The 12,295-nt window shown below is 61.1% G+C and carries 11 protein-coding genes; 7 read left to right on the forward strand and 4 right to left on the reverse strand.

Annotated features, from left to right (window positions below):
- Nucleotides 1-162 precede the first annotated feature (162 nt).
- The 3 genes from ABFY71_RS08245 to ABFY71_RS08255 all read left to right on the forward strand — a co-directional run bounded on the left by ABFY71_RS08245 (nucleotide 163) and on the right by ABFY71_RS08255 (nucleotide 3,650).
- Complete coding sequence (locus tag ABFY71_RS08245) at nucleotides 163-2,259, forward strand: S9 family peptidase (protein WP_347945530.1); 2,097 nt, start codon at nucleotides 163-165, stop codon at nucleotides 2,257-2,259.
- 70 nt (nucleotides 2,260-2,329) lie between these two features.
- Entirely contained in the window at nucleotides 2,330-2,935 is a 606-nt protein-coding gene (locus ABFY71_RS08250; RefSeq protein ID WP_347945531.1) for a superoxide dismutase, read from the forward strand.
- Nucleotides 2,936-3,110: 175 nt separating this feature from the next.
- Nucleotides 3,111-3,650, forward strand: a complete 540-nt coding sequence (locus ABFY71_RS08255) for a response regulator (protein ID WP_305580224.1) — start codon at nucleotides 3,111-3,113, stop codon at nucleotides 3,648-3,650.
- A 12-nt stretch (nucleotides 3,651-3,662) separates the two neighbouring features.
- On the opposite strand, the gene ABFY71_RS08260 is transcribed toward ABFY71_RS08255, so the two are convergent.
- The 4 genes from ABFY71_RS08260 to ABFY71_RS08275 form a co-directional block, all read right to left on the reverse strand.
- The gene (locus tag ABFY71_RS08260) at nucleotides 3,663-4,223 is read right to left on the reverse strand and encodes an LOG family protein (RefSeq protein WP_347945532.1); all 561 of its coding nucleotides are present in this window, start codon (nucleotides 4,221-4,223) and stop codon (nucleotides 3,663-3,665) included.
- A 5-nt stretch (nucleotides 4,224-4,228) separates the two neighbouring features.
- Nucleotides 4,229-5,719: a helicase HerA-like domain-containing protein gene (locus ABFY71_RS08265; protein WP_347945533.1), complete on the reverse strand. Its 1,491-nt coding sequence runs from the start codon at nucleotides 5,717-5,719 to the stop codon at nucleotides 4,229-4,231.
- A 206-nt stretch (nucleotides 5,720-5,925) separates the two neighbouring features.
- Nucleotides 5,926-6,927, reverse strand: a complete 1,002-nt coding sequence (locus ABFY71_RS08270) for an asparaginase (protein WP_347945534.1) — start codon at nucleotides 6,925-6,927, stop codon at nucleotides 5,926-5,928.
- Nucleotides 6,928-7,033: 106 nt separating this feature from the next.
- Nucleotides 7,034-7,372, reverse strand: a complete 339-nt coding sequence (locus ABFY71_RS08275; protein WP_347945535.1) for an SH3 domain-containing protein — start codon at nucleotides 7,370-7,372, stop codon at nucleotides 7,034-7,036.
- Between the two features lie 220 nt (nucleotides 7,373-7,592).
- Between ABFY71_RS08275 and ABFY71_RS08280 the strand changes: the two genes are divergently transcribed.
- The 4 genes from ABFY71_RS08280 to ABFY71_RS08295 all read left to right on the forward strand — a co-directional run bounded on the left by ABFY71_RS08280 (nucleotide 7,593) and on the right by ABFY71_RS08295 (nucleotide 12,289).
- A complete protein-coding gene (locus ABFY71_RS08280; protein ID WP_305580233.1) occupies nucleotides 7,593-8,183 on the forward strand; it encodes an ANTAR domain-containing response regulator in 591 nt (196 codons plus the stop codon).
- An 8-nt stretch (nucleotides 8,184-8,191) separates the two neighbouring features.
- Entirely contained in the window at nucleotides 8,192-9,403 is a 1,212-nt protein-coding gene (locus ABFY71_RS08285; RefSeq protein WP_347945536.1) for a CmpA/NrtA family ABC transporter substrate-binding protein, read from the forward strand.
- Between the two features lie 408 nt (nucleotides 9,404-9,811).
- Nucleotides 9,812-11,143, forward strand: coding sequence for a CmpA/NrtA family ABC transporter substrate-binding protein (locus ABFY71_RS08290; RefSeq protein WP_347945537.1), 1,332 nt, complete (start codon nucleotides 9,812-9,814; stop codon nucleotides 11,141-11,143).
- A gap of 66 nt (nucleotides 11,144-11,209) precedes the next feature.
- Nucleotides 11,210-12,289: an ABC transporter permease gene (locus tag ABFY71_RS08295; protein WP_347945538.1), complete on the forward strand. Its 1,080-nt coding sequence runs from the start codon at nucleotides 11,210-11,212 to the stop codon at nucleotides 12,287-12,289.
- The last annotated feature ends 6 nt before the right edge of the window (nucleotides 12,290-12,295 follow it).

A 12,295-nucleotide genomic window follows, 5' to 3' on the forward strand; every position in this document is an offset into this window, starting at 1 on the left:
TCGAACAAGGCAAAACGGTCCGGGTGCGACGAAGTGGCGGCATCAGTTGGGGAAATCCTCGCTCTGGCATTCGGACCCCGCCCGCCCTATGTCTGGCACACACCACTTTTCGGTGCGAGAGCCAGCCATGGCTCGACCATGCGCCACCAGCCCGGACCTGTAATGATCAAGACCACGCCACCTGTTGCCGCCCGCAAATCCCACATCGCCCGTTTTCACGGCATCGAGCGCGACGACCCGTATCACTGGTTGCGCGCGCCCAATTGGCAGGAGGTGATGCAGCAGCCCGAGACGCTGGACCCGGAAATCCGCGCCTATCTCGACGCCGAGAACGCCTTCTATGAGGCCGAGTTCGGCAGCAAGACGGCAGCATTGCAGGACACCATCTACAAGGAAATCCGCGGGCGCATCAAAGAGGACGATAGCGGCATCCCGACGCCTGATGGTCCCTTCGCCTACAATTCGCGCATGCTCGAGGGCAAGCAATATCCCCAGATCGTGCGCACCGCCCGGGATGGTGGCGCCGAGGCGGTACTGCTCGACTGCAATATCGAGGCGGGCGATGGCTATTTCGGCTTTGCCGGCGCCGAACATGACCGCGCGCACAAATTCCTCGCCTGGGCCGCCGACCGCGCCGGCTCGGAATACTATGACATCGTCATCCGCGATCTCGCCACCGGCAGCGACAGTGCGGAGGTGATCGCCAATACCGCTGGTTCCTATGTCTGGAGCAATGACAGCCAAGCCATCTACTACACCGAGTATGACGACAATCACCGGCCTTACCGGGTGCGCCTGCACACCATCGGCACCGACCAGGCGACCGATCCGATCATCTTCGAGGAAAAGGACCCCGGCTTCTTCGTCGGCGTCGGTCGCACGCTGAGCGACAAGTTCATCGTCATCGATGCGCATGACCACCAGACCTCGGAAATCTGGCTGATCGACGCTGCCACGGGCGGCGCGCCGCGCCTCGTGGCGCCCCGCGTCACCGACCGCGAATATGATGTCGATGAGCGGGGCGGCCTGCTCTACATCCGCACCAATGCGGACGGCGCGGAGGACTACAAGATCGTCACCGCGCCGATCGACAATCCTGGCGCCGACAACTGGACCGATCTGGTGCCGCACCAGCAGGGCGTATTGATCCTCGATACCGTGCTGATCGCCAACCACATGCTGCGGCTGGCGCGGTTTGATGGCCTGCCCCGCATTGTGGTGCGCGATCTGCGCACCAACAAGGAAGAGACCGTCAAATTCGACGAGGAGGCCTACGCGCTGGGCATGTCGGTGGGCTACGAATTCGACACGGCGACGTTCCGCCTGACCTATTCCTCTCCCACCACGCCGTCACGCACCTTCGACGTCGATCTCGACAGCGGCAGCCGCACCCTGCTCAAGGAACAGGAGGTGCCCTCGGGCCACAATCCGGACGATTATGAAACCCGGCGGCTGTTTGCCACCGCGCCCGATGGCGAGCAGGTCCCGGTCACCGTGCTCTATCGCAAGGGCACTGTGCTCGATGGCTCGGCCCCGGCACTGCTCTATGGCTATGGCGCCTATGGCATGTCGATGCCGGCAAGTTTCTCGATCTCGGCGCTGTCGCTGGTCGATCGCGGCTTTGTCTATGCCATCGCCCATGTCCGCGGCGGCATGGAAAAGGGCTATCGCTGGTATGTGCAGGGGCGACGCGAGCTCAAGAGCACCACCTTCACCGATTTCATTGCCGCTGCGGAAATGCTGATCGATACCGGCCACACGTCCAAGGGCCGCATTGTGGCGCAGGGCGGATCGGCAGGCGGCATGCTGATGGGCGCCATTGCCAATCTGGCGCCTGAACTGTGGGGGGGCATTCTGGCCCAGGTGCCGTTTGTCGACGTGCTTAACACCATGCTGGACGAAACCTTGCCACTCACCCCGCCGGAATGGCCCGAATGGGGTAATCCGCTGGCCTCGTCCGATGACTACGCCCGCATCGCTGCCTATGCTCCTTATGAACAGGTCGTGGCCCAGGATTATCCGCCGATCTTTGCCCTGGCGGGCCTCACCGATCCGCGCGTCACCTATTGGGAGCCGGCCAAATGGGTGGCCAAGCTGCGCGCAACCAAGAGTGGTGCTGCGCCATTATACCTCAAGACCAATATGGGCGCCGGCCATGGCGGCGCCTCGGGGCGCTTTGATCGGCTCAAGGAAACGGCGATGTGTTACGCCTTTGCGCTGAATGCGGTTGGTTTGGAAGGATCATTCACTTCCAACTAATTGTTGCCGCTATCAAAACGCCCTATACCACCCCTACTTCCCGCAGCGTCTTTGCCAAATGGAGGCCATTATGACGACCAAGTTCACCCTACCACCCCTGCCCTACGCCTATGACGCGCTGGGCCCCTACATGTCGGCCGAAACGCTTGAGTATCATCACGACAAGCACCACCAAGCCTATGTGACCAATGGTGAGAAGCTGCTCGAAGGTTCGGGCCTGGAAATCCTGCCGCTTGAAGACATCGTCAAGGAATCACACGGCAAGAATGCCGGCCTGTTCAACAATGCCGGCCAGCATTACAACCACGTGCACTTCTGGAACTGGATGAAGCCCAATGGCGGTGGCAACAAGCTCCCGGCCAAGCTGCAGGCGGCCATCGATGCCGACCTGGGCGGGTTTGACAAGTTCCGCGCCGATTTCATCGCTGCCGGCACCACCCAGTTCGGTTCGGGCTGGGCCTGGCTCTCGCTCAAGAACGGCAAGCTGGAAGTCTCCAAGACACCCAATGGCGTGTCCCCGCTGATCCACGGCGCCCACCCAATTCTGGGCGTCGATGTTTGGGAGCACTCCTATTACATCGACTACCGCAATGCCCGTCCGAAATACCTGGAAGCCTGGTTCGACAATCTGGTAAACTGGGAACATGTCGAACTGATGTTTGACGAAGCCCGATAAGACCCGCAGGCCCCGGTTTTCCACCGTATGCCAAACCCGTCAGCGCCGCGCGCTGGCGGGTTTTTTGCTGCCTTGGTCCGAGTTTTTCCCCGTCGATTTACAGCAATGTGCTGCGCCCCCCTTCAACCGCCCGGCAGAGCGTGGTAACGCTTTGTTTACTATTTGAGGGGGTCTTGTGACACAATCCGCCAAGGTCGTTGCCATTATCGCGGCAAGCCCGGCGCTATCGTCCTTGTTGGCGATGGTGGTTGCTGGTGACTCCCGTCTCAAGGTCCGCATTTTCGAGACCGAACTCGAACTCATCGCCTATATGCGCCTCGCTCCCATCGATATGCTGGTGTGCGATTTCGACCGTGAAGAGCGCCCCGCCCATGAGATGGTCGAGAGCATCAGGCTCAATGGCGAACTGCTCAGCCAGGATGTGCCGGTGATTGCCCTCACCCGCAATATCACGCCACCCATGCGTGCCCAGGCGATCAGCGCGGGCATTGATGAGGTGCTGATCAAGCCGATGTCGCCGCGCTACTTGCTGCAGCGTATCCAGATCCGGCTTCGCACCCGCAGCGTGGTGGGAACCCTGGGCGGCTATCGCGGGCCCGAGCGGCGCAATCGCATCTTCGCCCCGATCCCGACGCCGGCGCCGTCGCGCCGCGTGACCGACAATGTGGTGTCGCTATTTCCCGACCGCCGCAAGCCGCTGCATCCCGGGCTGTAGCGTTGGGCCTCCCTAGCGGGCTTCGCTGACCAACCGGCTGATCCGGCTCCATAGATCTTCTATATTGTCGGCAAACTGGATCGCCCGCTCATGGCCCGGCAATCCCGGCGACAGCACGTCCGCCGCATAGCCGCGCATGACTTCAAAGGCACGGTGGCGATTGAGCATGACCACGGGCAGGTTCCGCCCCTTGGTCTTGCCGGTCGACCAGACCCCGAACAATTCGGTGGCCGACCAGAGCGAGCCGGGCAGCGCCACCAGTCCGTCAGCCAGGGCAGAGACCCGCTCGAAGCGGGCCGCCTGGTCCTCCAACGCTTCCACGGTCACGCCCTGCAGCGCTGGCGGCAACACGAAACTGGTATCGGCCACGATCCGCACGGACCCGCCGGCCGCCCGTGCTGCGGTAATCAACGGAATTGGGATGCTGTTGCCTTCTACCAGGCAGACCAGTTGCGCCCCGCGTTTGGCGAAATAGGTGCCGGTCTGGCTCATCAACGAGGCACGCTCGGGGTCGCCCGGTCCCTTGCTGGACGCGAAAACTGCGAGGATAGGTCCGTTTTTGGTGGGCTCCATACTGGTCACCGTCCGCGCTTCAAGCCGCCGAGGATACCGCGAACCAGCGCGTTCCCCAGTCGGTTGGCGACCGTGCGGGCCAGCGAATTCATCGCGGCTTCGGCCGGCGTCTGGCGGGTGGAGCGCCGTGCGGGTCGCGCCTCCTGATAGGTGCGCTCGGCGCTCTTGCGTTCCTGCTCTTCCAGCTGCTGGCGCTCTTCGGCCAATTGCTTGTCGCGGGCCGAGCGGGCCAGCACCTCAAAGGCCGAGTCGCGATCGATAGCCGTATCGTACAATCCCACCACCGGCGAAGCCGCCATGAGGGCCGCCCGCTCTTGCGGCAGGATGGGCCCGACCTGGGCCGAGGGCGGTCGGATCATGGTGCGGCCAACCATTGAGGGCACGCCCTTGGACTCCAGCACTGAGACCAGCGCCTCACCAATTCCCAGCTGGGTGATGACATCTTCCGTGGAAAAGGCTGGGTTGGGGCGGAAGGTCTCGGCAGCGACGCGCACCGCCTTCTGCTCGCGCGGGGTATAGGCGCGCAGCGCATGCTGCACCCGATTGGCCAACTGGGCCAGTACCGAATCAGGAATGTCGACCGGGTTCTGGGTAACGAAGTAGACGCCGACGCCCTTGGAACGTACCAGCCGCACCACCTGCTCGACCTTGTCGATCAGTACCTTGGGCGCATCGTCAAACAGCAGATGGGCTTCATCGAAAAAGAACACCAGCTTGGGTTTGTCGACATCGCCGATTTCGGGCAGTTCCTCGAACAACTCGCTCAGCATCCAGAGCAGGAAGGTGGAGTAGAGCCGCGGCGAACGCATCAGCTCGTCGGCGGCCAGAATGGAAATAAAGCCGCGCCCGTCGCGGTCGGTCCGCAGCATATCTGCGATAGCCAGCGCCCGCTCGCCAAAAAAGCTCTCGCCACCCTGCTGCTCGAGCACCAGCAGCGCGCGCTGGATGGCGCCAATCGAGGCGGTCGAGACATTGCCGTAATGGGTCGAGATCTCCTTGGCGCGCTCCTGAACATTGATCAAAAGGGCCCGCAAGTCCTTGAGATCAAGTAGCAAAAGACCTTCGTCATCGGCCAGCTTGAAAGCGATATTGAGCACGCCTTCCTGGGTGTCGTTGAGCTCGAGCATACGGCTGAGCAGCAAAGCGCCCATTTCCGAAATGGTGGTACGGATCGGATGGCCCTGCCGCCCGAACAGGTCCCAGAACATCACCGGGAAGATGTCGTCCTTGAAGTCGGTAAAGCCGATTTCCTGGGCGCGCTGGGTCTGCCAACCCTGTGCCTTGCCCATCTTCGCGACGCCCGACAGGTCACCCTTGATATCGGCGGCAAAGACCGGCACGCCAGCGGCAGAAAATCCCTCGGCCATCACCTGCAGCGTCACGGTCTTGCCGGTGCCGGTTGCGCCGGTGACCAGGCCGTGCCGGTTGCCATATTTCAGGGCAAGGTATTCCGGCTGCGTGCTGGTGCCCAGAAAGATCTTGTCGTCAACGAGCATTGGCAACCATCCTTGAAAGTTGGGTTCTTATAGCCGTCCGTACGCGCATGGGACAACTCGTAACTCGGTTTTCCAATGACCATGGCGGCGTGGCGCCGCTCTTGCCGCGTCGACGTCCTGGCGAGCGATCCTGGTCCGGAGCAGACAACGGCCCAGCAGTTCCCCGCTCGAACAGGCTGACGCTTGCCAACCTCAGTTGACGCTCACTAGCGAACCACTGCCCGCATTTCACCCACGCGATCGCCGCGCACGCTTTTGATGGGTTGGTGAGCAAAACCCTCCAGCACGGTGCGCTGGCCGGCATCGGGTTCTGCGATCTCAAGCAGCAGGCTGGCTATCATGGCCAGTGACGCGGGGATGCTGCCATCGTCGCATTTCAGGGCGTAGCCCCAGCCCTTGTCGCGGATGGCACCACATTGCACGCCATCGGCCCCATATTTCTGCATCACCCGACCGTTGAAGGCCGCCATGATCAGGTTATCGGGACGGCCCGTGCCGGCCACCAGATGGGGATGAGTTGTGGCAGCATCGAATAAGCGCGTGGCGGCGGTAGCCAATTCGGCAGACAGGCCGTGCCCGGTAGCCATGCGAGCAAATCCCTGGGCAAAGGCACGGAGCGGGGCGGCATAGGTGGGAATGGAACAGCCATCAGTGCCGCATTTGGCTTCATTCACGGGCTCACCGATGACAGCCTCGATCACCGCCCGCACCTGTTGCTGCACCGCATGCTCGCGCCCCGCATAACCTGCCGTCGGCACCCCCATTGCCCGGGCAACGCTGAGCATGCCCGCATGCTTGCCCGAACAGGCATTGTGCAGATTGGACGGCTTGGCGCCCTGCGCCCGCAGCGTGGCGCGCGCCGCAGCGTCAATTGGCTGATGGGCGCCGCATTCGAGATCGGCTTCAGACAGGCCAAGGCGGCTCAATAGTCCCGACGCCACGCTCACATGGCGGTCTTCGCCAGTGTGCGAGGCGCAGGCCAGCGCCAGCTCTTCAGCACTATGGTGAAACTGCTCGTCGGCGTGGCGGGCGAAGATGGCCAGGGCCTGTATCGACTTGATGGCGGAACGCGGAAATACCGGCCGCTCGATATCGCCAGCCGAGGCAATGATCCGCCCATCCGCATCGATTACCACATAGGCGCCACGATGCCGGTTCTCGACCCAGTTGCCACGCGTGGTTTCGGCGAGAATTGGGTTGGCATCCATCAAAAAACTCCGGTCCAGGCTGCCTTCAGAACAGCGCGGGACCGGAAAAGTCAATATTGCATGGGAAGGCGTGGAGGTCGGCACGACATGGAATGGCGTCCGGCGCCTAGATATCGGTGTCGTAAATCAGGGTCAGAAACTTCGAATTGACCCAGCCTCTGGTGACAGAGCGCTCCACCAGGCACCAATCCGATCCAGCCTCAAAACTGATGCAGCGCTCGACCCAGACTGCAGTGCCGGGTGCGACGGCGCCGGTTTTCCGGGAGTAGCTGGCAGGCCATTTGCGGACATTGAGCTGGTCCCACTCGGCAACGCCAGTGACGGCGGCCAGATGGTCCACGCGGTAGCCGGCAGCCATGGCCGGCTGAACGGCCAAAGCGCCAGCGGCAGTGATGACCAGACCGCACAGGGCGGCGATGACGACTTTTTCCTGCTGCTTGTTCATGTCAGTCTCTCCCTCAAGAGCCGTTGCCTAGCTTGAGAGAGAATGCGCCGCCGGCCTTGAACCGGCCCTGAGACGGCCGTTCAGTATCCGTTCATCCTGGTCCAATCGCGACAATATTTATGGCGCGAGACTGATCGCGACCAACTGAATCCATATTTGCATAGTAAATGTGCACAAACTGCACTTGTAGTTTTAATGGGCATCGACGTAACTGTTGCCGATGCCCAATCCCGACCTCTCCATCCTGATCATCGATGAAAACCACCTTCGCGCCTCGATCATCGAGGATGGTTTGCGTGAGGCTGGACATGGCCGCGTAGCAGTCATGCACGATGTCAACGACGTGGCGCGGACCATCACGAACATGTCGCCCGATGTCATCGTCATTGATCTGGAAAATCCCAAGCGCGACACGCTGGAGCATTTCTTTTCGCTATCACGGGCTGTTCAGCGCCCCATCGTGATGTTCGTGGACCGCTCTGATGGCACCATGATTGACAAGGCCGTCGCGGCCGGGGTCTCGGCCTATGTCGTGGACGGCCTGAAAAAAGAGCGCATCAAACCCATTCTTGACGTGGCGATTTCGCGTTTTCATGCCTTTGCCACGCTAACGCGAGAACTGGCGCAGGCGCGCAGCGAGTTGGAAGACCGCAAGATCATCGACCAGGCCAAGGCGATTCTGATCAAAACGCGCGGCCTGAGCGAGGCCGACGCTTACACCCTGCTCCGCTCAACTGCCATGAACCAGAACCGAAGGATGGTCGACATCGCCCAAAGTCTTGTCACCGCCGCTGATCTGCTCGGCCCATAGGAATGCACATGTCCACGACCCATTTGACCGCTGGTTTTCTGCCCTTGCTCGATAGCGTGCTGCTGGTGCTGGCCCGGGAAAAAGGCTTCGCCGAGGCCGAAGGGCTGGACTTGACCCTGGTGCGCGAAACCAGTTGGGCAAATATCCGCGATCGAGCGGCATTGGGGCACTTCGATGTTGCGCAAATGCTCGCTCCGATGCCGCTGGCAGCCAGCCTGAACCTGACGCCGCTTGCTACCGAGATGATCGCACCGGTGGTGTGCGGACTGGGAAACAACGCTATCACGGTGAGCACGGAACTTTGGACGGCGATGGCCGAACATGGCGCGCCGCAGGATCTGGCGGCCGGCCCATCCGGCGCGGCCCTTGCCAGGGTTGTGGCGTCTTCCCAGCGGAAGCTACGTTTTGGCGTGGTGCACCAGACGTCGTCGCACAATTACGAATTGCGCTACTGGCTAGCGGCGAGCGGCATTCGGCCCGACCGTGACATCGAGATTGTGGTGCTGCCGCCTTCCCTGCTGCCCGATGCGCTGGGCGGTGGAGGCCTTGACGGCTATTGTGTGGGCGAGCCGTGGAACAGTATCGGCGTAGCCAGCAAGGGCGCGCATATGGTGACCACCAAGGCCGCCATCTGGCAAGCCAGTCCCGACAAGGTGATTGGCATGCGAGCAAGCTGGGCCGAACAAAACCCCGAGCTGGTGGCGTCGATCATCCGCGCTATTTATCGCACCGGGCAGTGGTGTGCGGACCCGGCCAATCTTGTCGAGACAGCACAGATCATGGCGGGGGCAGCATATCTGGACGCCAGCCCGGAAATTGTGGCGCGCGCACTTAGCGGTCAGTTTGATATCGGCGCCGGTGAAATCCAGCACGTGCCCGATTTTTTCATTGCCCACGCCAGCGCTGCCAACTTTCCATGGAAGAGCCATGCGTTGTGGTATTATTCGCAGATGGTGCGTTGGGGCGAGGTGGCCTATGGCGCCAGCGATGCGGCGATCGCTGCGGCCTGTTTCCGACCCGACCTCTATCGCGCAGCGTTGGCGCCGCTGGGCGCGAATGTGCCGATCCTGGACAGCAAAACCGACGGCACGCATGCCACTGCCTACGAGATCGCGGGCACGGCCGGTCCGCTGGTTATGGGAGCAGACCGATTTTTCGACGGTCAGAGCTTCGACCCGGCAGCGCTTGAACGCTACATCACCGATCAAACCCCAAACTGATCTAACAAGAATTAGGCACATACTTCGTCTGATCAAAAATTGCTCAAAGTGGCGTTGTTTTGAGCCACACCGGGCTTTCTGATTTTTCGGAAGAGATTCAGACTTGCGGCTCAAAGCACTGACAGAAAACGACAAAATAGCGCCAATTGAACTTGGCACACTTCCTGCAATGAAGTCTGCACAAGGCGCTCCTCCCAAGACGCTCCTTTGATCGACGTCCAGAGCTGGGCGTCACCAGGCAAAGCTGCCAACCGGTTTTCGCATGTGGTCCTCCGACCCTCGCGTCATCCAGTTGGCAGCTTTTTTGTTTTCCGGTCGGTGCAGATGGAGAATTCAATGACGACGACAACGACCAGACCGCTTTTCTCACGCTGCAGGCTGCCAGCCTTCCGCAGTCTTGCTACAGGAATGCTTGTGGCATGGCTGATTTTGCCAGTGAGCGTGCATGCGGAAATGCTCGACGTGGAAAAAGATGAGCTGAAATTCGGCTTCATCAAACTGACCGACATGGCTCCTTTGGCGATAGCCTATGAGAAGGGCTATTTCGAGGATGAAGGACTCTATGTAACCCTTGAGCCCCAGGCCAATTGGAAGGTCCTGCTGGACGGCGTCATCACCGGATCGCTGGACGGCGCCCACATGCTGGCAGGTCAGCCGCTGGCCGCAACCATTGGCTACGGCACCAAAGCCCATATCGTCACGCCCTTCTCGATGGATCTCAATGGCAATGCCATTACGGTATCCAATGTCGTGTGGGAGATGATGAAGCCCAATCTGGCGATGGATGCCGATGGCCGGCCGCAGCATCCAATCAGCGCAGCGGCGCTGCTGCCGGTCATTGACAGCTTCGCCGATGAGGGCCGCCCCTTCAATATGGGCATGGTGTTCCCGGTCTCCACCCACAATTACGAGCTGCGCTACTGGCTCGCCGCCGGTGGCATCAATCCGGGCTTTTATTCGCCTGACGATGTATCCGGGCAGATCGGCGCCAAGGCCTATCTGTCGGTGACGCCGCCGCCCCAAATGCCCTCCACCATGGAGGCCGGTACCATTGATGGCTATGCCGTGGGCGAGCCGTGGAACCAGGCTGCGGTGTTCAAGCAGATCGGCGTTCCGGTCATCACCGACTATGAAATCTGGAAAAACAATCCCGAGAAAGTTTTCGGGCTGACGGCCGAGTTTGTCGAGGCCAACCCCAATACCACGCTGGCCATCACCAAGGCGCTGATCCGGGCGGCACAGTGGCTGGACGAGAACGACAACGCCAATCGTCTGGAAGCGGTCGATATCCTGTCGCGCTCGGAATATGTCGGCGCCGATGCCGAAGTCATCGCCAATTCGATGACCGGCACGTTCGAATATGAGGCCGGCGACAAGCGCGACGTGCCCGACTTCAACGTGTTCTACCGCTATTTTGCGACCTATCCCTATTATTCGGATGCCGTCTGGTACCTGACGCAGATGCGGCGTTGGGGCCAGATCGCTGAAGACAAACCTGACGGCTGGTATGCCGAGGTCGCCACGTCCGTCTATCGCCCTGACATCTATCTGCAGGCCGCCCGCATGCTGGTTGACGAAGGCATGATCGCCGAGAGCGACATCCCCTGGGACAGCGATGGCTATCGCGCTGCCACGGCCGAATTTATCGACGGCATTGCCTACGATGGCCGCACCCCCAACGCCTATATCGACAGCCTGCCGATCGGTCTGAAGACCGGCGAGACGGCGGCGTCGAAGTAGTCCCGAGAAGCACGGTCGGGCCCTGCGGTCCGACCCCCGCATCGCGTCGAAAACAGGATCACACTCATGAGTATCGCCAGTGACGTTTCCCTCAAGGCAGGTTCGGCCGAACGCCGCCAGAAGCTGTTTGCCGGCATCAACCGGGCCGGAGCCTGGCTCAGCGCGCTCGGGCTGGGTTGGCTGACACCGTTGCTGAAGATCGCGGCGGGCGACAATCCCCGCGAACAGCTGGGAGAACTGCGCGACAGCCTGGTGTTTCCGCTGATGGGTCTGGTGATCTTCGGCATGGCGTGGGCGGCACTTGCGCCGCAGGTGCAGACCTCACTGGGCGCCATTCCCGGCCCGGTGCAGGTGTGGGAGCAGGCGGGCGCGCTGTGGCAGGACCATGTCGACGAACGGGCGAAGGAAACTGCCTTTTACGAGCGACAGGATGCGCGCAACGCCAAGCTGGTGACCGACGGCAAATCCGACGATGTCAAATCACGCAGCTTCACCGGCAAGCCGACCTATATCGACCAGATTGTTACATCCTTGAAAACCGTAGGTCTGGGTTTCGTGATCGCCACGATTATCGCTGTGCCGTTGGGCATTGCGTCGGGGCTCAGTCGAGCGTTCAATGGCGCACTCAACCCGCTGGTGCAGTTGTTCAAACCAGTGTCGCCACTGGCCTGGCTGCCCATCGTCACCATGATCGTTTCGGCGGTTTATGTGGACGCCAACGGGGCCTTCCCCAAGGCGCTGATCATCTCGGCGGTCACCGTCACACTGTGCTCACTTTGGCCAACCCTGATCAACACCGCATTGGGTGTCGCCTCGATCGACAAGGATCTGGTCAATGTCGGCAAGGTGCTGCAGCTATCGACCTTTACCACCATCTCCAAGCTGGTGCTGCCCTCGGCCATGCCGCTGATCTTCACCGGATTGCGCCTGTCGCTGGGGGTGGGCTGGATGGTGTTGATTGCCGCAGAGATGCTGGCGCAGAACCCCGGCCTGGGGAAATTCGTCTGGGACGAATTCCAGAACGGTTCGTCCAACTCGCTGGCCCGCATCATCGTGGCCGTGCTCACCATCGGCATTATCGGCTTCATGCTTGATCGGGTGATGTTCACCCTGCAAACCGCCTTCACCTTCTCGTCCAACCGCTAGGAGGCG

The organism is Devosia alba (assembly GCF_039938915.1).
In the GTDB taxonomy this organism is placed as follows: Bacteria; Pseudomonadota; Alphaproteobacteria; order Rhizobiales; family Devosiaceae; genus Devosia; species Devosia alba.